17 protein-coding genes are annotated in these 24,404 nt (G+C 62.4%); 11 read left to right on the top strand and 6 right to left on the bottom strand.

Annotation, left to right across the window (positions count from 1 at the left end; genetic code table 11):
- Nucleotides 1–61: 61 nt before the first annotated feature.
- Complete coding sequence (locus LMTR13_RS00680; RefSeq protein ID WP_065726244.1) at nucleotides 62–619, bottom strand: GNAT family N-acetyltransferase; 558 nt, start codon at nucleotides 617–619, stop codon at nucleotides 62–64.
- Nucleotides 616–1,497 carry a bifunctional DNA-formamidopyrimidine glycosylase/DNA-(apurinic or apyrimidinic site) lyase gene (gene mutM / locus LMTR13_RS00675; RefSeq protein ID WP_065726243.1) on the bottom strand — a complete coding sequence of 294 codons (882 nt, stop codon included), beginning with the start codon at nucleotides 1,495–1,497 and terminating at the stop codon, nucleotides 616–618. The genes LMTR13_RS00680 and mutM overlap by 4 nt, the downstream gene beginning before the upstream one ends.
- Before the next feature lie 79 nt (nucleotides 1,498–1,576).
- Here mutM and ubiE point away from each other — a divergent pair, with 79 nt between their 5' ends.
- From ubiE to LMTR13_RS00635, 8 genes are all read left to right on the top strand, one after another.
- Nucleotides 1,577–2,338, top strand: a complete 762-nt coding sequence (gene ubiE / locus LMTR13_RS00670) for a bifunctional demethylmenaquinone methyltransferase/2-methoxy-6-polyprenyl-1,4-benzoquinol methylase UbiE (protein WP_065726242.1) — start codon at nucleotides 1,577–1,579, stop codon at nucleotides 2,336–2,338.
- A complete protein-coding gene (ubiB, locus tag LMTR13_RS00665) occupies nucleotides 2,335–3,909 on the top strand; it encodes a 2-polyprenylphenol 6-hydroxylase (protein WP_065726241.1) in 1,575 nt (524 codons plus the stop codon). Before ubiE ends, ubiB begins: the two co-directional genes overlap by 4 nt.
- A gap of 57 nt (nucleotides 3,910–3,966) precedes the next feature.
- Nucleotides 3,967–5,409: a bifunctional phosphopantothenoylcysteine decarboxylase/phosphopantothenate--cysteine ligase CoaBC gene (gene coaBC / locus LMTR13_RS00660; protein ID WP_065726240.1), complete on the top strand. Its 1,443-nt coding sequence runs from the start codon at nucleotides 3,967–3,969 to the stop codon at nucleotides 5,407–5,409.
- Nucleotides 5,406–5,864 (top strand): dUTP diphosphatase, encoded by a 459-nt coding sequence (gene dut / locus LMTR13_RS00655; protein ID WP_065726239.1) that lies wholly within the window; start codon nucleotides 5,406–5,408, stop codon nucleotides 5,862–5,864. Before coaBC ends, dut begins: the two co-directional genes overlap by 4 nt.
- Nucleotides 5,865–6,135: 271 nt before the next feature.
- A complete protein-coding gene (locus LMTR13_RS00650; RefSeq protein WP_065726238.1) occupies nucleotides 6,136–8,655 on the top strand; it encodes a PAS domain-containing sensor histidine kinase in 2,520 nt (839 codons plus the stop codon).
- Nucleotides 8,652–10,172, top strand: a complete 1,521-nt coding sequence (gene tsaE / locus LMTR13_RS00645; protein WP_065726237.1) for a tRNA (adenosine(37)-N6)-threonylcarbamoyltransferase complex ATPase subunit type 1 TsaE — start codon at nucleotides 8,652–8,654, stop codon at nucleotides 10,170–10,172. The genes LMTR13_RS00650 and tsaE overlap by 4 nt, the downstream gene beginning before the upstream one ends.
- Before the next feature lie 87 nt (nucleotides 10,173–10,259).
- On the top strand, nucleotides 10,260–10,580 hold the full coding sequence (locus LMTR13_RS00640) for a PilZ domain-containing protein (RefSeq protein ID WP_065726236.1): 321 nt from the start codon (nucleotides 10,260–10,262) through the stop codon (nucleotides 10,578–10,580).
- 129 nt (nucleotides 10,581–10,709) lie between these two features.
- Nucleotides 10,710–11,432 carry a nucleotidyltransferase family protein gene (locus LMTR13_RS00635; protein ID WP_065726235.1) on the top strand — a complete coding sequence of 241 codons (723 nt, stop codon included), beginning with the start codon at nucleotides 10,710–10,712 and terminating at the stop codon, nucleotides 11,430–11,432.
- A 345-nt stretch (nucleotides 11,433–11,777) separates the two neighbouring features.
- Here the strand turns inward: LMTR13_RS00635 and LMTR13_RS00630 are convergent, their stop codons facing one another.
- From LMTR13_RS00630 to LMTR13_RS00610, 4 genes are all read right to left on the bottom strand, one after another.
- Entirely contained in the window at nucleotides 11,778–13,178 is a 1,401-nt protein-coding gene (locus LMTR13_RS00630) for a type III PLP-dependent enzyme domain-containing protein (protein ID WP_065726234.1), read from the bottom strand.
- Nucleotides 13,178–14,272, bottom strand: a complete 1,095-nt coding sequence (locus tag LMTR13_RS00625) for an ATP-grasp domain-containing protein (protein ID WP_065726233.1) — start codon at nucleotides 14,270–14,272, stop codon at nucleotides 13,178–13,180. The genes LMTR13_RS00630 and LMTR13_RS00625 overlap by 1 nt, the downstream gene beginning before the upstream one ends.
- Nucleotides 14,269–14,544, bottom strand: coding sequence for a PqqD family protein (locus LMTR13_RS00620; RefSeq protein ID WP_083218573.1), 276 nt, complete (start codon nucleotides 14,542–14,544; stop codon nucleotides 14,269–14,271). The genes LMTR13_RS00625 and LMTR13_RS00620 overlap by 4 nt, the downstream gene beginning before the upstream one ends.
- Before the next feature lie 966 nt (nucleotides 14,545–15,510).
- The gene (locus LMTR13_RS00610) at nucleotides 15,511–16,473 is read right to left on the bottom strand and encodes an SGNH/GDSL hydrolase family protein (protein WP_156795375.1); all 963 of its coding nucleotides are present in this window, start codon (nucleotides 16,471–16,473) and stop codon (nucleotides 15,511–15,513) included.
- A 766-nt stretch (nucleotides 16,474–17,239) separates the two neighbouring features.
- Between LMTR13_RS00610 and addB the strand changes: the two genes are divergently transcribed.
- The 3 genes from addB to trxA all read left to right on the top strand — a co-directional run bounded on the left by addB (nucleotide 17,240) and on the right by trxA (nucleotide 24,299).
- A complete protein-coding gene (gene addB, locus LMTR13_RS00605; RefSeq protein ID WP_065726229.1) occupies nucleotides 17,240–20,386 on the top strand; it encodes a double-strand break repair protein AddB in 3,147 nt (1,048 codons plus the stop codon).
- On the top strand, nucleotides 20,380–23,877 hold the full coding sequence (gene addA / locus LMTR13_RS00600) for a double-strand break repair helicase AddA (protein WP_065726228.1): 3,498 nt from the start codon (nucleotides 20,380–20,382) through the stop codon (nucleotides 23,875–23,877). The genes addB and addA overlap by 7 nt, the downstream gene beginning before the upstream one ends.
- 101 nt (nucleotides 23,878–23,978) lie before the next feature.
- Entirely contained in the window at nucleotides 23,979–24,299 is a 321-nt protein-coding gene (trxA, locus tag LMTR13_RS00595; protein ID WP_016847387.1) for a thioredoxin, read from the top strand.
- Nucleotides 24,300–24,404: the final 105 nt, after the last annotated feature.

Here is a 24,404-nt window from a genome sequence, read left to right as displayed (position 1 = left end):
GCCCGGCGGGCGAAGGCGGAAGCAATCCGGCTCACCGGCCCCGCCGGATTGCTTCGCTCCGCTACCTGTTCCGGCGCAGCCACTTTTCCCGCGTCACACGCCATCGTTCCGCCAGCGTCTGACCGTTGTGATGGGCAAGCTCGGTGTAGCCAACGAGTTCGGCACCGGTCTTTTGCTTGACCCGGCGCGATGCCTCATTGGTCACTGCGTTGCAGGCGTAGAAGACCTCAACACCCAGTTCGCGGAATATGAAATCGTTCACCGCCGAGACGGCTTCGCTCATCAAGCCCTGATTCCAATAGCGCTCCGCGAGCCAGAAGCCCCTGTTGCCCTTCGCGCTGTCTGTCCAGGGACGAAAGCGAATATTCCCGATCGCCTCCCCGTCACCGCCGCGCAGCACCAGCATCCAATTATAGATAACTTCCCCCGCAGCGACCCTTTCCAATTCCTGCTTGATGAAGGTCTCCGCGCCGTCTTCCGGATACGGCCAGGGAACGACCTGCGCGAGATGCTGGATGATGTTCCAGTTGTTGAAATGGCGTTGGATCGCCGGCGCATCGGACAGCGCCAGCGGCCGCAAGATCAGTCGCTTCGTTTCGAGCGTCGGCGTGATGGTCATTTCTGACATTTCGGACACCAGAAGGTCGAACGGCCGTTTTGGGCGAAGCGCCGCACGACACCGCCGCAGCCCTTAGTTTGGCACTTTTCGCCCTCGCGGTCATAGACCTGGAACGAGTGCTGGAAATAGCCGAGCTCGCCCGAGGTCAGCCGATGATCGCTGATCGAGGAGCCGCCGGCCTTGATCGCCTGATTCAGCACCGAATGAATCGCATTCACCAGCCGCCCGGCATGGTCGGTCGGCTCGCCCTTTTTCGTTGCCAGTGTCGCCGCCAGCCGCCGCGGCGAGAGATGCGACCGGTACAGCGCCTCACAGACATAAATATTGCCGAGGCCGGCGACCACCCGCTGGTCGAGCAGCGCGGCCTTCAGGCTGGTCTTCTTGTTGAAGCAGGACTGCGCCAGCATCGCGGCGTCGAATTCGTTGCCGAGCGGCTCGGGCCCGAGGCCCTTCAACAGCGGCTCGTGCTCCAGCACGTTGCGGGCAATAATCTTCATGTAACCGAAGCGGCGCGGATCATTGAACACGACGGATCTGCCCGACGACATGTGAAACACCACGTGATCATGAGCGCGGTCCTCGCTGCGCGGATGGTGGAATTGCCCCGGCGTGTCGTTAGCGCCGCCATCGAGCACCCGGAACGAGCCGGACATGCCCAGATGCATCAACAGCACGTCGCCGGAGGTAAGATCCGCCATCAGGTATTTGGCGCGCCGGCCTAGCCCAGTCACGGTCTGGCCCTCCAGCCGCGCGATAAAGTCTTTTTGAAAGGGAAAGCGCAAATCCTTGCGCCGGGCTTCCGCTTTGAGGATTTTCGCCCCCTCCATGGCGGGTTGCAGGCCGCGTCGGACGGTCTCGACTTCGGGCAATTCAGGCATGCAGGCATTCACCTTATGGAGGTGACGTGATAGCGCCATTGCGACGGGCGCGCTATGGTCCGGTAGTGGAGTACATCTAATGGATCGGCCGGATCAAACCACCCATTTTGGCTTCAGGGACGTGCCCCTGGGCGACAAGCAGACGCTGGTGAACGACGTGTTTCACAGCGTGGCCCGGCGCTATGACCTGATGAACGACCTGATGTCGGCGGGCCTGCACCGGGTCTGGAAAGACATCATGATCACGGCGCTCAATCCGCCGAGGGGCGACGCGCCGTTTGCGCTGCTCGACATCGCCGGCGGCACCGGCGACATCGCCTTCCGCGCGGCCAAGGCCGCAGGCTTTGGCTTCCGCGCTACCGTCTGCGACATCAATATAGATATGCTCGAGGTCGGCCACAACCGCGCGCTGGCGCAGCATCTCGACCATCAGGTGTCTTTCGTCGAGGGCAACGCCGAGGCGCTGACTTTTCCGGATCGCTCTTTCGACGCCTACACCATCGCCTTCGGCATTCGCAACGTGCCGCGGATCGATGCCGCGCTGCGCGAGGCCTATCGCGTGCTGCGGCCGGGCAGCCGATTCCTGTGCCTGGAATTCTCCACCGTCGACGTTCCCGGACTGGACTGGTTGTACGACCAGTTCTCGTTCAGGGTAATCCCGCCGCTCGGCCGCGCCGTGACCGGCGATGCGGAATCCTATCAGTACCTCGTCGAATCGATCCGGAAATTCCCCCGGCCCAATGTATTTGCCGAGATGATCCGCGCCGCCGGCTTTTCGCGGGTGAAATGGGAGAGCCTTTCCGGCGGGATCGTGGCACTGCATTCGGGCTGGCGCTTGTGATTTCTGCGGCGACCCACATCGCGCGGCTCGTCCGCGCCGCTTACGTGTTCGCGCGCGAGGGCGTGTTCGGCGTCGTCGATCCGAGCCTGGTGCCGGCGCCCGGGCAGCTCGCGCTGCGGCTGGCGCGATTGATCGAGCGGCCCGGTGCCAAATCCGGCCCGCGGCTGTCACGCGCGCTGACGCGGCTGGGACCGGCCTACCTCAAGCTCGGACAGTTTCTGGCGACCCGTCCCGACGTGGTCGGGGTTGCGATGGCGCGCGACCTGGAAAGCCTGCAGGACCGGCTGCCGCCGTTTTCGCAAAGCGAAGCGGAAGCGGTGATCGCACTGTCGCTGGAACGCTCTGTGGCTAAGGCCTTTGTCAGCCTCGGCCCGGCGGTCGCCGCCGCGTCGATCGCGCAGGTGCATCGCGGCGAGATCGAGCGCGATGGCGTACGCCAGCCGGTCGCCGTAAAGGTGCTGCGGCCCAATGTCGCCACGCGCTTTCGCCGCGACCTCTCGGACTTCTTCTTTGTCGCGCACAACGCGGAAGCGCATTCGGCCGAAGCGCGGCGGCTGCGGCTGATCGAGGTCATCAACACGATGTCGCGCTCGGTCGCGATGGAGATGGACCTGCGGCTCGAGGCTGCCGCCCTGTCCGAGATGGCAGAGAATACCCGCGACGATCCGGATTTCCGCGTGCCGGTGGTCGACTGGGACCGCACCACGCATAACGTGCTGACGATGGAGTGGATCGACGGCATCGCGCTGAACGACCATGCGCGCCTCGAAGCAGCGCAGGTCGATCTGCCCGACCTCGGGCGCAAGGTGATCCAGAGCTTCCTGCGTCACGCGCTGCGTGACGGCTTCTTCCATGCCGACATGCATCCCGGCAATCTGTTTCTCGACGAAGCCGGCCGGCTGGTGGCGGTCGATTTCGGCATCATGGGCCGGCTCGGCGTGAAGGAGCGGCGCTTCCTCGCCGAGATTCTTTTGGGCTTCATCACGCGCGACTACCGCCGCGTTGCGGAAGTCCATTTCGAGGCCGGCTACGTGCCGGGGCATCATTCGGTGGAGAATTTCGCGCAAGCCATCCGCGCCATCGGCGAGCCGATCCACAACCGCACCGCCGAAGAAATCTCGATGGCGAAGCTGTTGACCCTGCTGCTCGAGGTCACCGGCCTGTTCGACATGCAGACCCGGCCCGAACTGATCCTGCTGCAGAAGACCATGGTTGTGGTCGAAGGCGTCGCGCGCGGCTTCGACCCGAAGCTCGATATTTGGAAGGTCGCCGATCCCGTGGTGCGCGAATGGATCGAGCGCAATCTCGGTCCGCTCGGGCGGGTTCAGGGGGCCATGACCGGCGCCGGCGAACTCGGGCGCGTGATGACCGGCCTGCCGGCGATCGCTTCGCGGGCGGCTGCCGTGATCGAGAACATGGAAAAGATGACGCGGGAGGGGCTGACGCTGTCGCCTGAGACCATTGCAGCGCTCGGCCGGGCCGAAGGCCGCAAGAGCCGCTGGCGTACGGTGGCGCTCTGGATCATCGCGGCGACCTTCATCGGAATTCTGGTTGCAATCCGGCAGCTTTGATTGCAATGCTAGCACATTGTGCTAGCATTGACGGCACACCTTTACCGGAGGCCGCCCATGGCCAGCCTAACCATCCGAAAACTCGACGAAGCCGTCAAAGCCTATCTGCGACTCCGATCGGCCGGAAACGGCCGCTCCGTCGAAGAGGAAGTTCGGGTCATCCTGGGAGAACTAATCCAAGCGCGCCCGGAATTATCCGGCGCCACCACCGCACTCCCGTCCTCTGAAGCCCCCGCACGGGCAGCGCCATCGGTCAACGCTACCGGCGCACGGAGTGTCACCCTGATCATCGGCGGCGGCATTGCCGCGTTCAAGTCGCTGGAGCTTATCCGGCGGCTGAAAGAGCGGCACGTCGATGTCCGCTGCGTGTTGACCAGGGCCGCGCAACAATTCGTCACGCCGCTTTCGGCCAGTGCGCTGTCGCACGAGCGCGTCTATACGGATCTGTTCGATCCCGGCAGCGAATTCGATGCTGGCCATATCCGGCTGGCGCGCGAATGCGATTTGATCATCGTGGCGCCGGCGACCGCAGACCTGATGGCGAAGATGGCGCACGGCCATGCCGACGATCTTGCCAGCGCGATCCTGCTGGCGGCCAACCGCCCGATCCTGTTGGCGCCCGCCATGAACCCCCTGATGTGGAACAACGCCGCCACCCGCCGTAACGTGCTGCAGCTTCGGCGCGACGGCATCCACATGATCGGCCCCAGCGCCGGGGAAATGGCTGAGTCCAATGAGGCCGGCATCGGGCGGATGTCGGAGGCGGTCGAAATCGCGGCTGCCGCCATCGACATCCTGCGCCCGCCGCGACCGCGCCCGCTCGCGGGCAAGCGCGTGCTGATCACGGCAGGCCCGACGCATGAGGCGATCGATCCCGTGCGCTATATCGCCAACCGCTCCTCCGGCAAGCAGGGCTTTGCCATCGCCGCCGCCGCCCAGGCCGCAGGCGCCGACGTCACGCTGGTCTCCGGCCCGGTCGACTTGCGCGATCCCCCCGGCGTCACGGTGATCCGGGTCGAATCGGCGCGTGACATGCTGCATCGGGTGGAAGCCGCCTTGCCGGCCGACATCGCGATTTTCGCAGCCGCCGTTGCCGACTGGCGCGTTGCCAATGAAGGCGAGCAGAAGCTGAAGAAAACCTCTGCCGGCATGCCGCCACTGCAACTGGTGGAAAATCCCGACATTCTGGCGACGATTTCCAAGCTGACAGACAAACGTCCGCCGCTGGTGATCGGCTTTGCTGCCGAAACCGAGCATCTGATCGACAACGCAAAAGCCAAGATCGCCCGCAAGGGCTGCGACTGGATCGTCGCCAACGACGTGTCGCCTGCAACCGGCGTGATGGGCGGCGACCGCAACACCGTTCACCTGCTGACGCGTGACGGCGAGGAAATCAACGTCGATAGCATTAAGGTGGAGTCTTGGCCGGTGATGACCAAGGAACAGGTGGCAGCCGAACTGGTGGCGAAGATTGCGAAGACCGTGGAGAAGAATTCGTGAGCGTGACAGTGAAGGTCGATGTCTGCCAACTGCCGCACGGCGAAGGCCTCGCACTACCGGCCTATCAGAGCGCCGATGCCGCCGGGCTCGACCTGCTCGCGGCGGTGCCGGCGGATACGCCGCTGATCCTCCCGCCCGGAAAATTCGCCATGGTGCCGACCGCGCTCACGATCGCGTTGCCATCCGGATATGAGGCGCAGGTGCGGCCGCGCTCCGGGCTTGCCGCCAAACACGGCGTCACGGTGTTGAATTCGCCCGGCACGGTGGATGCGGATTACCGCGGCGAGATCAACGTGCTCCTGATCAACCACGGCGATACGCCCTTTCCAATCAAGCGCGGCGAGCGCATCGCGCAGATGGTGATCGCGCCTGTGGTGCAAGCGGAACTGGTTCCCGTCGCCTCGCTGACGGCAACCGGCCGTGGCAGCGGCGGTTTTGGCTCGACCGGCCGCTGAATCCTTTCAGTTTGAACGGCTTGGAACTCCGCCGCCTTGATTTTTTCACAGGCAGTTTTGCGTTCACGGTCTGGACTCTTACCGGTCGACTTCCGAAGGGGATACTCTCGACCCGATTCGTGTAGAGCGCGGCCAGCAAAAGTGGGGTCCGGTTTTGTGTCCGGGCGCGCTCAATCCTTAGTCGGCGCATAATCTCAACGCAAACCGCTCACATTTTGGCGGATTATGTGCTGGGGGTGGTGCCTGCAGTCATGCGTTCTTGGGGCAAATAATGTCGGGCGTAGTCGCTGCGATGCGTCGAACCCTGCTGTCGTGCACCTCACTGGCGCGCCACGGCGCGATTGTGCTCGCCACCGCTCTCTCCGCGCTGCCGGAACCCGCATTGGCTGACGATTTGACCATCACGCAAGCCCTTCATGCCTTGCTCGACCTCAATCACCAGGAGTTCGCGGCGCTGACGACGGCGCTATCGCTGCTCGGCTTTACCGTGGTGGCCGCGATCCTGCTGATGCGCACGCGCATTCGGGCCACCCGGCTGGAACTCGGCCTGCGCTCCGACATCGCCGAGCTGCAGGTGCAGGCCGATCGGCTGCGCGCGCTCTTGTTCGCCGAGCCCCAGATCCTGATCGCCTGGGCCGCGGGCGACAACCGGCCCCAGATCAGCGGCGATGCCTCGCTTCTGATCTCGCAGGACGCGCTGTCGAATTCGCCGCAACGCATTCTTGCCTTTGGAACCTGGCTGCCGCCGGAACCGGCGCTGCAGATGGACCATGCGGTCGACGCGCTGCGCGAAGCCGGCGAAGGCTTTCTGCTCAACCTCTCCACCTCGAACGGCCGCGCGATCGAAGCGATGGGCCGCGCCATTGGGGGGCAAGCGATTGTGCGGATTCGCGAACTCGGTGGCTTGCGCCGTGAACTCGCCGAATCCAATCTCCGCTACAGGACGCTGTTGGAGGAGACCGAGCTGCTGCGCGACTTCGCCGCCGCGGCGCCCTGGCCGATCTGGGCCAAGAGCGCGGAGGGCAATCTGCGTTACGCGAACACCGCCTATGTGCGGGCCACCGAAGGTGCAAGCGTCGCGGACACGATCCACCGCAACCTCGAACTTCTGGAGAACGACCATCGTACCGAGATGGGCAGGGTGCTGAGCGACAATTCCACCTATACCGCGCGGCTGCCGATCGTGGTCGGCGGCGAGCGGCGCGTCTATGACGTTCAGGCGCTCAGGCTGGGCGGCGGCAGCGCCGGCATCGCCATCGACGCCAGCGAGGCGACCCAGTTGCGCGACGCCATGGAGCGGATGGCGGAAGCCCATCGCCGCACCCTCGATCAGTTGTCGTCAGGGGTTGCGGTATTCGACGGCCAGCGGCGGCTTGCCTTCTACAACGAGTCCTACCGGCGGCTGTGGGGCCTCGATCAGGCCTTCCTCGATTCCAATCCCGACGATTCGAGCGTACTCGACCGTCTGCGCGCAGCCCGCAAACTGCCGGAACAGCCCGACTTCCGCGCCTGGAAGGCCAAGCTCCACGAAGCCTATCGCGCCGTCGAGCCGGAGAACTACACCTGGTTTCTGCCCGACGGCCGCGCCGTCAGCGTCGTCACCACGCCCAACCTCGAAGGCGGCGTCACCTATCTTTTCGACAATGTCACCGAGAGCCTCGATCTCGCACGCCGCTACGACCGGTTGACCCGGGTCCAGCACGAAACGCTCGACAATCTAGCCGAAGCGGTCGCGGTGTTCGGCAGCAATGGCCGCGTGGAACTGTTCAACCCCGCTTTCCTGAAAATGTGGAAGCTGTCGGCAGAATCGCTCAAAGAACAGCCCCACATCGAGACCGTGGAAGCGTGGTGCAAGCCGCTGTTCGACGACGCGCTGACCTGGCGGGCGCTGCGCGAGGCGATCACCGCGATCGAGAACCGGGCGCAGGTGGCACTGAAACTCGAGCGCAAGGACGGCAGCGTGCTGGATTGCATGACCATGCCGCTGCCCGACGGCGCAACGTTGTTGACGTTCCAGGACATCACCGACACCGAAAATGTCGAGCGCGCGCTGCGCGAGCGCAACGAGGCGCTGGAAGCCGCCGACCAGATGAAGGTGGATTTCGTCCACCACGTGTCCTACGAGCTGCGCGCACCGCTGACCACCATCATCGGCTTCGCCCATTTCCTCAGCGATCCCTCGACCGGCCCGCTGACGCCAAAGCAGGCCGAGTACCTCGACTACGTCACCAAGTCGACCAACGCGCTGCTCGCGCTCACCAACAACATCCTCGATCTCGCCACCATCGATGCCGGCGCCATGAAGCTCGAGCTCGGCCCGGTCAATATCGAAAAAGCCATTCAGGCAGCGGCCGAAGGCATCCAGGACCGGCTGGCGACCGACCGCATCGAGCTCAAGGTCGATATCGATCCGGACATCGGCAACTTCACCGGTGACGAGCGGCGCGTGGTGCAGGTGCTCTATAATCTTCTCGCCAACGCCGTCGGGTTCTCGCCGCACGATGCCGCGGTCACGATCAGCGCGCGACGAACCGAGCATCGCGTGATCTTCACCGTCTCCGATTCCGGCCCCGGCATTCCCGCCGAAGTGAAAGACAAGGTATTCGACTGGTTCGAGAGCCACTCGCACGGCTCGCGGCACCGCGGCGCCGGGCTCGGCCTGTCGCTGGTGCGCTCGTTCGTCGAACTGCATGGCGGCAAGGTGCGCGTCGATTCGGTCGTCGGCAAAGGCACGACCGTCACCTGCGACTTCCCGATCGACCAGAACGCCCACCGTAACGCCGCCGAATGACCGCGCCTGCGACATTTACAGTGGCGTTGGCAAACGAGGCGGCAACGGCGCATCTGATGGCCGACCTCGCGCTGTTGGTCGGCCCTGGCGACGTCATTACGCTGTCGGGCGATCTCGGCGCGGGAAAGACCGCGGCGGCGCGCGCCATGATCCGCTATCTCGCCGACGATCCTGCACTCGAAGTGCCGAGCCCGACATTCACGCTGGCGCAGAGCTACGAGCTGCCGTTTCCAATTGTCCACGCCGATCTCTACCGCATCAACGATTCGAGCGAGCTGGAGGAGATCGGCTTGTCACCGTTGCCCGAAGGCACGCTGGCGCTGGTCGAATGGCCGGAGCGCGCACCCGACGCGCTGCCCGAAGACCGCATCGACATCGCTTTCAGCCACCGCCCCGCGCTCGGATCGAGTGCGCGCGCCGCCGAGATCACCGGCCACGGCAAGGCGACGGCGCAAGTGGCGAGACTAAGCAGCTTGCGCAAATTTCTCACCGAGGCGGGATTCCTGGATGCAGCGCGCGAGCGCATGCCCGGCGACGCCTCGACGCGCTCCTATGCGCGTCTGGTCGACGATGACGGCACATCCATCCTGATGAATTCGCCGCGCCGTCCGGACGGCCCGGCGATCTATGACGGAAAATCCTACAGCGCAGCCGTTCATCTCGCCGAGGACGTCAAGCCGTTCGTCGCTATCGACAATGGCCTGCGCGCGCACGGCTTCTCGGCGCCCGCGATCCGTCACGCCGATCTCGATTCCGGATTCCTGATCACCGAGGATTTCGGCAGCGCCGGCATCGTCGAAGGCGACCCGCCGCGGCCGATCGCCGAGCGCTATGAGGCGGCGACCGACATGCTGGCTGAGCTGCATCGCAAACCCCTGCCCGAAACGGCGCCGCTGACGCCCCAGGGCGCATACCAAATTCCCGTCTACGATATCGATGCATGGCTGGTCGAAATCGGGCTGATGCTTGAATGGTATCTGCCGGATCGCGGCGCTGAAGTGAGCCAGGAACGGCGCGGCGAATTCGTCGCGATGTGGCGAACGCTGCTGGAAAAGCCGGCGGCTGCGCCGCGAACCTGGGTGATGCGCGATTTTCATTCGCCCAACATCATCTGGCTTGGCGAGCGCACCGGGATTTTACGCGTCGGGATCATCGACTTCCAGGATGCCGTGCTCGGCCCCGCCGCCTACGATCTGGTGTCGCTGCTGCAGGACGCGCGCATCGACGTCCCCGAACAACTCGAGTTGTCGCTCTTGACCCGCTACATCAAGGCACGCCGCGCGGTAGATGACCAGTTCGATCCGGCCAGCTTTGCCGAGCTCTATGCCATCATGTCGGCGCAACGGAATACGCGCCTGCTCGGCACCTTCGCCCGGCTCAACGGGCGCGACGGCAAGCCGCAATATCTGCGCCACCAGCCCCGGATCTGGACCTATTTGAACCGCTCGCTGGCGCACCCGGCATTGGCGGCGTTTCGCGAATGGTATGCCGCCAACGTGCCGCCGCCGCAGCCCTGATTTACCTCCTGTTAGCCAACCCGCATCTAATCTGAACCGGCCATGCTGCGCAGGCGTGGACCAGCATTTTGAATCGGGAAGACGGCCATGGCGGGGGCGGAACGGCGCAGGGGAGATCGAGTCGTATTCGAGCGCGGCTTTGCGGCGCACATGATGGGAATCGACGGCACCTGGCGGCGCGATTGCGTGATGGAGGACGTCTCCGAAACCGGCGCCAAGCTGACCGTCGAAGGCTCGGTCGAGGGCCTGCATCTGAAGGAATTCTTCCTGCTGCTGTCGTCGACGGGACTGGCCTATCGGCGCTGTGAACTGGCCTGGGTCAATGGCGATCAGATCGGCGTCAACTTCCTGAAGCAGAGCGACAAGAAGAAGAAAGCGGCCAAGCGCGGCGAGGACGCCGACGCCTGACGTTTGGTTGCGTCAGCGGCCGTCGTACGGCCGTCATGTGCGGCTACTAAGGCCTCATGGTTGCTGGGTTCAAGCGAATCGCCGTGGTATGATCCGCGGCGCGATTTGATGGTTCGAGAAGCTCCAAAAATGTCCGTTTCGCCCACCAAAGCCATGGTCCTTGCCGCCGGTCTCGGTTTGCGCATGCGCCCGTTGACCGACCACATGCCGAAGCCGCTGGTGAGCGTCGCCGGCCAGCCGCTGCTCGATCACGTGCTGGACAAGCTCGCCGGTGCCGGCGTCGGCGAGGCCGTGGTCAACGTGCATTACCTGCCCGACCAGATCATCCAGCACACCGCGAACCGCAAGCGCCCGCGCATCGTCATTTCCGACGAGCGCGACGAGGTGCTCGGCACCGGCGGCGCCGTGGTAAAAGCACTGCCGCTGCTCGGCAAGGAGCCGTTCTTCCACCTCAACGCCGACACGATGTGGATCGACGGCGTGCGGCCCAACCTGGAGCGGCTTGCCGAAACCTTCGACGCGGATCGCATGGACATCCTGCTCTTGATGGCACCGACCACGAGCAGCATCGGCTATGCCGGCCGCGGCGACTACGCCATGCTGCCGGACGGCGCATTGCGCAAGCGGCGCGAACACCAGGTGGTGCCGTTCGTCTATGCGGGCGCGGCGATCATGTCACCGTCGCTGTTTGCCGACGCGCCCAAGGGCGAGTTTTCGCTGACCAAAATGTTCGACCGCGCCAACGAGCAGGAGCGGCTGTTCGGCCTCAGGCTCGACGGCGTCTGGATGCATGTCGGAACCCCCGACGCGGTACAGGCGGCGGAAGAGGCGTTTCTGGAGAGTGTGGCCTGATCCTGTTCGGCGGTCCGTCCGCAGGACCCAGACAAAAAATCTCGAAAACAACCCCATGCAAAGTAGAATGGGCACCTGCTGCTCGTAGGCAGCTTCAGCCAAATTGAACGGGGTGAGGCTTGCTCGATGTCCGTCATGCCCCGATAGCAACCGAGTTTTGCATGACGGAAAATTTCGCGATGGGCCAAATGCTGACATATCACGGTATGGAAATCGATATCGCGGACCTGTGTCGATTCGGTCTATCCTCAGATAGAATTATTTCCAGGTAACTCGCCACGATCGGTACAACCTAATACTTCTTCAGGGGCGTCGGGCGAGAGTAGTGTGGATTTCGCGGTAGTTCTACGTTGCTTTGAGTTGGAGATGCGTGGGAACTTGCTCCCCACTTTCGACATCAATTAGCGTCTCACGGCGACGGATCACATTAACGGAACCATCAAGGCCGATAAGAACTACCGCGGGTCGCAAGCCAATGAACTGCATTGACTGAGTTAAGTTATAAGCTCCAACCGGATGGAGCACCAACTTGTCATTGACCTCAAGCGGCGGAAGCTCGACCTCTTGCCGAATTACATCTATGTTCATACACAGACAGCCATAGAGTTTGACGGCGTTGGTGAGCAGCGGATCACTCGGCGTAGTGGGCATCACGCCGACTTTAAACCACGTCGAAGTGTAGAGAAGGTTCACCCCGGCATCGACGATATAGCCGCCGCGAGTCTGCTTTCCTGAACTGGGCTTAGCCTTATCGCGTTCGGCTCCTTTGACGGCGACAACGGAAGCAATCAAGTAGCCTGCGTCATCGATAAGGTGGCGACCGGTTTCGAGTCGCAATTGTGGGCGTCGTACGCGAGGGAGCGCATTCAGGACGCCCGCAATCGCCTCAGCATATTCTTCAATCGGAGGCGCCTTAGTGTTCTCGGGCATTTCGTGCAGCAAGCTGCTGGAAGGAAAACCGCCACCGAGATTAATGCAAGGCACAAGATGGCCGGTCTTGCGAAAGACCATCTCTCGCAAGGTAACAAGTCGCTCTGCCGCAACGGCATAGGCTTTCGGTTCCAGAACATAGGTACCGATGTGGCTGTGCAGAGTGTGCAGATTCAAATGTGGATTTGAGATAACACGCAACACAGCCCGTGCCGCCTCGCCGTTGGCCAATGCAAATCCAAACTTGGACCAAGCCGGAGTCAAACCGGTGTCCATCCAAATACGGACGCCAACATCGACGGGGCGATGCATTGTAGACGCAATTTCTTCGATCGCTCGAAGCTCGTCCCAATTGTCAATTTGAACCAGGGAGCCTTGACGCAGGGCGTGTTCAAGGCTCTCACGCGACTTGCAGGGACCATTATAGATAATGTCCCTACCCGGAACGCCAGCGTGTTCGGCCTTCTGATACTCAAAATCAGAAACGATTTCGGCGATCCACCCCTCTTTGTGGAAGATGTTGCAGATCGCTTTGAGGTAGTTGGTCTTGTAAGACCAACCAAACGTCGTATTCGGATACACGTCGTTGAAGGCTTTTTTAGCGCGCCGCGCCGTCTCAATCACCGTGCGTTCGGAGAAGACGAAAAGAGGCGAGCCGAAGCGGTTGACAAGGTCGTCAATCTTGACCCCGTCGATTTGATCACAAAACGGCAGCACGTTCCGATTGTGAGAGTTGCGGGCGACGACGGCGTCACCGCGACCCAACTCCCCCGTTATGGTCGGTGGCGAATACGTTTTTGATTGCGAGGCACGCATTAGTTCACAGGCTCCAAAGATTGCAACAGATTCGGTCGTGCGTCTCTGATCAGGGAGCCGTTGGACAACTCCGCCAACTGCGAAATGTCTCCCACAAGATCAAGGTTATGACGAATGAACATTCGTCCTGGTTCACACGGAGAGGCCGGTGCTACCGGGAGGGAAAAAAGCATGTCAACCAGCATGGCTGGGAGGTTGCATCCGATCTGGGACGGAAAGTCAGTCCAAGCCGGAAACCGTGGGTTCATTTCGATTAGCTCGTGACCTTGTTTACCCTTGACAAATTCAAGCTCGAAGGGGCCCCACCATTTTAGTTTCTTGATGATTTTTTCCACGCTCTCTTGGAGAGCCGGATCGGCAACAACGATTCCACCGAACGCTTTGCCGTTGCCGGTCAACATGATCTTGCGAATAGCACAGGAACCAAGCAGGCCGCCCCGCCCGTCACCCAGACCGATCACATCGTATTCGTCGCCACTGCCATGGACTGCGGACTGTGCGATTACAGGTCCACCCCACGCAGCCATAAGCGAATGAAACACATAGGCGACTTCAGCAGGCGATGTTACTCGTCCTGCGCCGTATTGCTTGCCTTTCAGGAACAGAGGAAATCCGATTTTCTCACATGCCTTGTGGGCAGCCATTAGATCAGTGACGACAATTGTTCGTGGCACACGAACGCCGGCTGCTTTTCCAAGTTGGAATAGATTTTCTTTGCTACGCCGATCAAAGGATTTCTTGGTCAACAGGGGCGTTTTGATTCCGCGAGATTTGAACTCGTCGGACAGGTCGAGGTAGTTGGGAAGCTCCGAATCTAAACACGGAATGACTACGTCGAGCGGATAGATTTGGGAGATTTCATCCAAACGTTCGATAAGAGCATTGGGGCCTTTATTTGGAAACGGCATCAGAAACGCCGCATCAACGCCATCATCCGATTTGCTAAAGATTCCGCTCTCAAGCGGATCGTATGACAGACCGATTATCTGAGCGGACGGATACCGGCGACGAATGCTCCGAATAACTGCGGGACCGGGTTGTGGGTTATCGCCACGGTGCAAGCCACTGACGGCGATCCTTAGTTGCTTGGTCATCGTACCACCGATATTTCATTCAAGAACAGTTCGATGTCCCGCGCAGCGATAGCTGGCGTTATTTCGTAGCGCTGCGAATAGGAGGTGATGAGCGCTCCTAAGGGTGTCTGTCGTTTGAGTTTGCTGATGACAAATGCTGCGCTTTCGTTAATGCGATGAAATTTGCCGGAGCAAACATCGAACGCGAGACAGCCGTTGACGATCTTCAAATTTGAAAGATGAACGGCGTTGCCGCCGTTCATCCCGTTCTTGCTTGTGCGATTGGCACTCATACGGCACCAGCATCCTTACCCCAGGCCCGACGGGTGCGCGCTGGATAGGAATGGGAGTTGCCGTTGTTCCAACCGACAAAAGTGACTTCTGCTTCGTCAGACAGAACGATGTGACTGACTGGCTGAGCCGAAGTATCCGCCGCCATTGCTGTTCCCATCACGGAGAACAACCCCGCAGCGGCGGCCGCACCAAAAATCGGTGCAGTCTTGCGGATCGCTTTTCTCCTCCTAGTTGACATTCCATTCTTCCTTCCTCTACACATCGGTCAGCAAGATCGAGCCGGAGAAGGTGCCGAGCGCGAGAGCACGGCCCACCCGCGCGGGACCCGGCTGGTCTGCGGCCGCGACGCCAGTGTGTAGTTCTGGTTCATCGGCGCGGCTGTCGCCGTCTCCCTTGGCCCGAAACGGGACAAGACAGGGGCTCCGCCAAGGGCGTAGCCAGAACCATGCCAGGACGGCCGCGTCGGATTTCTCAGGCGCACGAGATACGCGGGAAGAGCATATTAAGATTAACGCACCGGCGCTGTCGCGGGCTGCGAAGGGTAGCGCGTGTCCCGTTGGCTTCCGTGCACAACGTCACCGATCCGGAGTTTCTCGAGAGCGGCTGATGCCAGGCATGGCACCACGCGGCCGGCGCGGATTCTCGGTTACTATGGCGGCGGACGCCCGATTCCTACCCAAAGCGAGGCGCAGCGCTGCGTAGCGCGTCTTGGCGGCGATGGCGGCATTGTTCTTCACCTCGGTTTCGCGAAAACCGCGGCGTTTGAAGTTTCCTACGACTTGCACGCGCGTCTCGCCACCATGACGTCCCAATAGCAATGCCTCCAATCGATATGTTTGGTTATGGACGACAGGCAAAACACGCCCGCCGCCGCGTGGCTCGATTCTTCGCCCGTAATTAAATGATCGGTGGAGCTGGGACGATCGCCGAGGCCCTACAATTAGACGAGGGTATCAAAAACGTTGTCATCTGCCGCGAACCAAAATCCCTGCGTTGGTGAGGCATTCCTCGTCGGTAAATGGCCTTATCCGTTGACCAAACTTCGAATTAAGCGGACCGATAAAAATGTAATTTGCCAACAAGCACTGAACAACTGCGCCGCTATGCTCATCATCGGATAACATCGCGTGATGCGGCTCGTCGCCAGGCGTGGCGAATGAAATTTGTTCGCGGCCAACTGTAACAGTGCCGCGAGCGAGGTTGATGCGCGATTTATACTTTGGGGAGTCTACGTAGTTGTAGAGATCAACAAGCGCCACATTCCGACGCGCCCGGACCACATTGTCTATTCCGGCATTGACAGCAATTATAGCATTGGTCACGGCCTGCCGCTTGGCCGGATCAGGAAAGTGGGCAATAAAACCAAGACTCTGGCCGCGGTCTTGGAGGTTAGCAACGATCATGTTGACCGCTTCGGTGGTGCGTACTGTGTCTATCGCGATTGCTACACTGGACACGATTCTATTGATGTAATCCTTCAAGGATTGCCCAGCGAGTACACCGTTGTAAATGTTGGCGTAGGTGTTGTTCCAGATCGCAAAATCGTTGGCACCGACGTAAAGGACTACTGTATTAACTTTACCGGCAGCGACTTGTTGGGCTAGGCCCGCGGCTTGGCCGGTTTTGACAACATCTTCCGCGGTCGCGCCAGTAAGCGCCCAATTGTATTCGTACCCGCTGCGGCGCGTGCCGCTCCAACTGCCCCATGAGCCTATCTCAATGCCGCGATAGCGCTGCAGTTGCTCGCTCCAGTTGAGGGTTGTCGAGGCATATATGCCGCCTCGATTGTTTTCGTCGGCACGGTATTCATCCGAGTTGCTATCGCCCATTATGCCTAAACGGACCGGCGCGCCAAACGACGAACGGCCAAAAGCGATGATTGTCCAACAGAGTACAAATGTTACTATGAAAAAGCGGTTGTATGACATTCGTTGGTACCGTGGATGGATCATTTAAGCGCCGGCCAGATTCGCCTCTCTTCACTCTCGCTGGTGTCCGCGCGAATCCTTGACCAAAAGATCACTATAATATCGAAATGATGAACACCAGTTCTGGCCTCTGGCCGCGCGAATGTAATTCTGGCAGTTCTCACAGATGCTAGTTGGTCCAACGTTCGTTCCATCCGGTCAACGGCATCAAAACTGACCGTAGCCTCTTGAGGCGAACGGCCGACGAAGGCGTGGGCATCGGCCCCCGATAACGTGCAGCGCATTTTCGCGGAGGCGGTTCAGCCGCGAGCCGCGTACAACATCCCACCAAGGTGCAATCGCAATAGCCCAATCCGCTTCAGCCCGTATCTTTCGTGTCCCGCCGATTCAAATGGGCTTACGATACGTGAAGTCCGATTACCAGCGACGCCAGCTATTCCAAGCTATGGCAAAGCCACCAACTAGGAGGTCTGCTCGGGGTCAATCGCGACCGGGTCGATCCGACAGCAGCTCAAGCCATGTGTGCGGTGCCCCGAAAGCGGAAGTTTCCAGAGCACTACGGCTCCTCGAAGCCCCAGATGCCCAACAGAAATTTCGAACCCTTCAGGTTAGCTGAAGCTTACGACTAGCGCCCATGCCGGCCCATCTGTCGCGGCCCAACATCAGCTCCTGCTTTGGCAGTGGGTAGCGGGGATGCCACCCCCACCCGCATGACCTTCCCGTATTACCTCCCTATATTGGCGCCTGATCCCGAATCAGGAAGCCCATGCGCGTTTTCAGCGTTCCCATCTCCGCACCGTTCCTGCGCACCGTCATCGCGGCGCTGGTCGACGGCCGGCTGGTCGAGGGATTCGAGGCGCGAAAGGATCGGCTGAATCTGGCGCGCGCGACGCTCTATCTGCCGACCCGCCGCGCCGGCCGGCTGGCGCGGGAGATCTTTCTCGATGAACTGAAGACCGATGCAGCGATTCTGCCGCGCATCGTAGCCCTCGGCGACATCGACGAGGACGAACTGGCGTTTGCGGAAGGCTCCGAACAATTCAGCGGCGTGGCGCCGCTCGACATTCCGCCGCGGCTCGGCGAACTCGAACGTCGCCTGACGCTGGCGCATCTGGTGGCGGCCTGGGCGAAAAGTCCGGTATCGGCGCCGCTCGTGGTCGGCGGCCCAGCCTCGACGCTGGCGCTGGCCGGCGACCTGGCGCGGCTGATGGACGACATGGTGACGCGCGGCGTCGCCTGGGAGGCGCTCGACAAATTGGTGCCCGACCAATTCGACAAATACTGGCAGCACTCGCTCGAATTCCTGCGCATCGCGCGCAAGGCGTGGCCGGAGCACCTAAAGGAAATCGCAAGAATCGAACCCGCCGAGCGGCGCGACCGCCTGATTGAGGCGGAAGCCGCGCGCCTGACCGCGCATCATGAAGGGCCGGTGGTTGCGGCAGGTTCGACCGGTTCGATGCCGGCAACCGCAAAATTCCTCAATGCCGTGGCCCACCTGAAGCACGGTGCGGTGGTGCTGCCCGGGCTCGACACCGATCTCGATGAGGAAGCCTGGCAGACGATTGGCGGCGTCAGGGACGCGCAGGGCAAATTCACCACGCAGCCCTCCTCGAACCACCCGCAATTCGCGATGCATGGATTGCTGGATCGCTTTGGCGTCAAGCGAAGCGACGTCGAAATTCTCGGCACGCCGGCGCAGCAGGGCCGGGAAGTGCTGGTATCGGAGACGATGCGCCCGTCGACGGCGACCGAGCAATGGCACGACCGGCTGGCGCAGCCGGAAGTATCTGCCAGTATCGCTGCCGGCATGGCAAATCTCGCTGTCGTCGAAGCGCCCAACTCGGAGATGGAGGCGCTGGCGATCGCGGTCGCGATGCGCGAGGCGCGGCACCTCGGTAAGTCAGCCGCGCTGGTAACGCCGGACCGCGCGTTGGCGCGGCGGGTGATGGCGGCCCTGAGGCGCTGGAATCTCGAATTCGACGATTCCGGCGGCGACGCGCTGATGGACACGCCAAGCGGCGTCTTTGCCCGCCTCGCCGCAGAAGCCGCCGCCCAGGGGCTGGAGCCGCCGACGCTGCTCGCGCTGCTAAAGCATCCGCTGTTTCGACTTGGTGGCGCATCCGGCGCATTCAAGCATGCCATCGAAACCCTCGAACTGGCGCTGCTGCGCGGCACCCGGCCGCAGGCAGGAACCGCCGGCCTGGCGCGCGATTTCGATCGCTTCCGCGTCGAACTCGGAAAGCTCCGGCGCAAGGAAACCTCCTCGCTTCATGCTTCCGAGCCGCGCGCGAAACTAAGGGATGACGAGCTCGATCAGGCCCAGGCGCTGATCGCGGCGTTGCAGAGGGCGCTGTCGCCGCTGGAAGTCATGGGCTCATCAAAACCGTACGATTTTGCCGAGCTGGCGCTGCGCCATCGCGACATCCTGATCGCGCTGTCGTCCGATCAAAACGGTGTTGCCGTCGTCTTCGAGGAAGCGCAAGGCGCTGCGTTGTCGGCGGCGTTTGACGATCTGCTTGCCGAGCAAAAACCGAGCGGCCTCATGGTGCAACTCGGCGATTATCCTGACGTGTTTCAGACCGCCTATGCCGACCGCATGGTGCGGCGGCCGGAATCCGCCAACGCGCAACTGCAGATCTACGGCCAGCTCGAAGCGCGGCTGACCGAATCCGACCGCGTCATCCTTGGCGGGCTGGTCGAAGGCGTATGGCCGCCGGCGCCGCGGGTCGATCCGTGGCTGAGCCGGCCGATGCGCCATGAACTCGGCCTCGATCTGCCGGAGCGGCGCATCGGCCTCTCGGCGCACGACTTCGCGCAATTGCTGGGCACGCCAGATGTGATTCTCACCCATTCGGCAAAAGTCGGCGGCGCGCCGGCGGTCGCCTCGCGTTTTCTGCACCGGCTGGAAGCGGTGGCCAGCGAAGCGCGTTGGGAAGAGGCGAAACGTGCCGGGGAAAATTACGTCCGCTTCGCCGCCGAACTGGACCAGCCCGACGAGGTCAAGCCGATCGAGCAGCCCGCGCCGAAGCCGCCCGTCGCGACGCGACCGCTAAAGCTGTCGGTCACGGCGATCGAGGACTGGCTGCGCGATCCCTATACGATCTACGCAAAATACATCCTGCGGCTCGACCCGCTCGATCCCGTCGACATGCCGTTGTCGGCGGCCGATCGCGGCTCGGCGATCCATGACGCGCTCGGCGAGTTCACGCAAAGGTTCGCCGACGCTCTTCCCCCACAGCCCGCGCTGGCGCTGCGCGGCATCGGCGAGAAATATTTCGCGCCGCTGATGGAACGTCCCGAGGCACGCGCCCTGTGGTGGCCGCGGTTTCAGCGCATCGCCGCTTGGTTTGCGGAATGGGAAAAGGCGCGGCGCGACGACATCGAGAAAATCACCGCGGAGATCAGGGGCGAGATCAAGATTCCGCTCGATAACGAGCGCACCTTCACGCTGTCCGCGCGCGCCGACCGGATCGAGCAGCGCCATGACGGCAGTTTTGCGATTCTCGATTACAAGACCGGACAACCGCCGACCGGCAAGCAGGTGCGGATGGGTCTGTCGCCGCAACTGACGCTGGAGGCCGCGATCCTGCGCGAGGGCGGCTTTGAGAACATTCACGCCGGTTCATCCGTCGGTGAGCTCGTCTATGTCAGGCTCAGCGGCAATAATCCACCCGGCGAGCAGCGCTCGCTGGAGCTGAAGATCAGGAACAACGACACGCCGCAGCGGCCGGACGAAGCGGCCGACTATGCCCGCGAGCAGCTCGAAGCGTTGATCCGCAAGTTCGAGATCGAGGAGACTCCATATACCTCGCTGAACCTGTCGATGTGGTCGAACCGCTACGGCGCGTATGACGATCTCGCCCGCATCAAGGAATGGTCGGCGGCCGGCGGCCTGGGGATCGAGGAATGGTGAAGGCCCGGCGTATCATTCCCGACGCTGTCCGCGCGACGCAAGCGCGCGCCTCCGATCCGGCGGCGTCTGCTTTCGTTTCGGCGAATGCGGGCTCGGGCAAGACGCATGTGCTGGTGCAGCGGGTGATCCGGCTCTTGCTCGACGGCGTGGCGCCGGAAAAAATTCTCTGCATCACCTTCACCAAGGCTGCTGCCGCCAACATGGCGGAGCGCGTGTTCACCACGCTCGGCCATTGGGTGACGCTCGACGACGACGCGCTGGATGCGGCGATCCGCGAGGCCGGCATTCCCCATCCCAGCGCACGCCTGCGCAGGTCGGCGCGCAAACTGTTTGCCTGCGCCTTGGAGACGCCGGGCGGACTGAAGGTGCAGACCATCCACGCGCTGTGCACGCGGCTGCTGCAGCAATTCCCGTTCGAGGCCAACGTGCCGGCGCGGTTTTCCGTGCTCGACGAGCGCGACCAGAACGAGATGATGGAACGCGCCAATCTCGCGGTTTTCCTCGAAGCGTCGCACAACCCTGACAGCGCGACCGGGCGCGCGCTGATGACGGCCATGGCCAGTGCCGCCGACGTCACCTTCAAGGATGTGGTGCGCGAAGCCTGTCTCAGCCGCGATCATTTCATGGCCTGGACGGATGCCGCCGGAAGCGCGCAGGCCGCCGCCGCGCAAATTTCAGCCGCACTCGGCGTTGATCCCAATGACCGCGTCGAAGATGTCGAGCGCGATATCATCGATGGACCAAATCTGCCGCGCTCGCGATGGCCGGAGATTGCGCTGGTTCTGGAAACCGGCAGCAAATCCGATCAGGATCAGGCGGCGCGGCTGCGCGATGCGCTGGTGTTCAGCGACGCGGCGCAGGTCGACCAATATCTCACCCTGTTCCTCACCGACACCGAGCGCACGCCCCGCAAGTCGGTGGTGACGAAGAAATTCTGTGACAACAATCCGGCTGTTGGCCGGCTGATGGAGTCTGAAGCCAGTCGCGTCCTCCCCCTGATCGAACGGCGCCGCGCCTTGGTGGCGCGCGACCGTACCGAAGCGCTGCTGCATATCGCAACCGCTGCGGCGGCGAACTATCGCCGCGAGAAGCAGGAACGCGGCCTGCTCGATTATGACGATCTGATCGACAAGACGCTGGAAATGCTCGACCGCGTTTCCTCGGGCTGGGTACATTACAAGCTCGACCGCGGCGTCGACCATGTGCTGATCGACGAGGCGCAGGATACCAGCCCACGGCAATGGGACATTGTCGCGCATATCATCTCCGAATTCACCTCGGGCGCCGGCGCGCGCGATGGCGTGGTGAGAACAGTGTTCGCGGTCGGCGACGAGAAACAATCGATCTTTTCGTTCCAGGGCGCGGCCCCGCGCGAATTCGACCTGCGCCGCCGCGCCTTGCAGCGGAAGTTCGAGGGCGCCGGACTGAAATTCGATCCGGTGTCGTTTACCTATTCGTTCCGCTCGGGGCCGGCGATCCTGCATGCGGTCGACCAGGTGTTTCGCGAGCAGGACATCTATCGCAGCATTCATGCGGTCGATGTCGGCAATCCGATCCATCACGCGCTTGCCGACGCTGGGCCAAGCCAGATCGATCTTTGGGAACTAGCGGAAGCCGATGACCGGCAGGACATCGAAGGCTGGCGCGCGCCGTTCGACGGCGTCTCCGCAACCAGCCCCGAGGTGAAGCTGGCGAGGCGCATTCAGGCTGAGATCAAGACGTTGGTCGGCAGCGGCGCCATGACCGGCAGCAAGGGCGACCGCCGTCCGCTGCGCTATGGCGACATGCTGGTCTTGGTGCGCCGGCGCGGCAACGCGTTCGACGCCGTGATCCAGGCGTTGAAGCATGCCGGCATCCCGGTCGCCGGTGCCGATCGCCTCAAGCTGACCGAGCACATTGCGATCATCGACCTGATGAACCTCGCCGACGCGCTGCTGCTGCCGCAGGACGATCTGGCGCTGGCGGTGGCGCTGAAGAGCCCGTTGTTCGGACTTTCCGACGACGACCTGTTCAAGATCGCCTGGCAACGCAAGGGATCGTTGCGCGCGGCACTCACTGAGCGGGCCCCGACGGACGGCCGGCTGCGCGACACGCTGTGGCGGCTCGAACAATGCGAGCGTCGTTTTGCCAGCGAGACGCCATTCGCGTTCTATGCCTGGCTGCTCGGCGGTGACGGCGGCCGCGCGCGAATCCTGCGGCGGCTCGGGCACGAGGCGAACGATGCGCTGGATGAATTTCTGGAGCTGGCGCTGAGCTACGAACGCAAGGCGCCGGCCTCGCTGCAGGGCTTTATGGCGTGGCTGCGCACCGCCGATCTCGAAGTGAAGCGCGACATGGAGATCTCGCGCGACGAAGTCCGCGTCATGACGGTACACGGCGCCAAGGGGCTTGAGGCTTCCGTCGTATTTCTGGTGGACACCACGACCTCGCCTTCGGATACGCAGCGGCTGAAGCTCATTAACCTGCCGCTGGGCAATGCCGATCCCCACGCGCCCGGTGTCGTGGTCTGGGCCGGCCGGAAGGCCGAGGATCCGCCTGCCGTCATCGCGGCCCGTGAGGCGATGATCGGCGATACCGAGGATGAATACCGCCGCCTGCTCTATGTCGCGATGACGCGTGCCGCCGACCGCCTGATCGTTGGCGGCTGCATGCCCGGCAACATGAAGAGTGTCCGGCCGCTGTCCTGGTACGATCTGATCACCAAAGGGCTCGCCGGCTCCACCTTGCAGCTTCAGGAGATCGAGACCGCCATAGGCCGGGTAAAGCGCTATACGCGACCCGAGGAGACCGCGCCCTCCACCGCTCCGCCTGCTGGATCATCCCCAGCGGCGCCGATCGTGCTGCCCACCTGGCTGCTGACGCCGGCGCAGTCCGAAGTTTCCCCGGAAAGTCTGTTGCGGCCCTCGGACCCGGCAAACAGCGAGCAACACCCGGTACGGACGGCGGAGTCGCTCACGCAGCGTGCCCGTGCTCTACAGCGCGGCACGCTGGTGCACCGGCTCCTGCAATCGCTGCCCGATGTCGCCGCCGAGCGCCGCCGCGAGGCCGCGCTGACCTATCTGGCCCGCAATGCCGATGGTTGGACCGACGAGGAGCGGCAAATGCTGGCCGAAAGCACGCTCGCCTTGATCGCCGATGCGCGGTTTGCCCCGGTGTTTGCCCCTGGCAGCCGCGCTGAAGTCTCGATCGTCGGACGGCTGGAGCGGCCGGGCGGACGGCCGGCGCTGGTATCCGGGCAGATCGACCGCCTCCTAGTGACTGAGCGCGAGGTCCTGATCGTCGATTTCAAGACCAACCATGCCCCGCCGAGCCGGCCCGAGGAGGCGCCGAGGGGCTATGTCCGGCAGCTCGCGCTGTACCGGGCGATGCTCGGGAAGCTTTATCCCCAGCGGCCGGTTCGCACGGCGCTGCTTTGGACTGAAACCGCTGAATTGATGGAGATTTCCGCTTCCGCGCTGGAGGCTGAGCTGGCATCCATCATCTCGGCGTGACCGCGCTTGACCCGGCGGAAGCGCGTTCATAGGTTTGCCACTATCATCCCGGGCGCGATTCTTGACCGCGCCCCTTAATTTCTAACCGAGAGGTAATTCCGATGGCCGTTGGCAAGGTTTCTGACGCCGATTTCGAAGCCGAAGTGCTCAAGGCGACCGGGCCGGTGGTCGTCGATTTCTGGGCCGAATGGTGCGGCCCCTGCCGCATGATCGCGCCTGCGCTCGACGAGATTTCCGGCGCGATGGGCGACAAGGTCAAGATCGTGAAGCTGAACGTCGACGAGAGCCCGAAGACGGCCTCGAAATACGGCGTGATGTCGATTCCGACCCTGATGATCTTCAAGGGCGGCGAGATGGCCTCCCGCCAGGTCGGCGCCGCGCCAAAGGCGAAGCTGCAGCAGTGGATCACCGCGGCGGTCTGATCGCCGTCTTCGGACAATAAATTTTCGACAACGGCCGGCGAATAGCCGGCCGTTTGCGTTGAGACGGTATGTCTCGCGTTGAAGGGTTCTTGAGCCTGCCGTCCG

This window comes from Bradyrhizobium icense (assembly GCF_001693385.1).
GTDB lineage: Bacteria > Pseudomonadota > Alphaproteobacteria > Rhizobiales > Xanthobacteraceae > Bradyrhizobium > Bradyrhizobium icense.
This window is presented reverse-complemented; position numbering and strand designations above follow the sequence as displayed.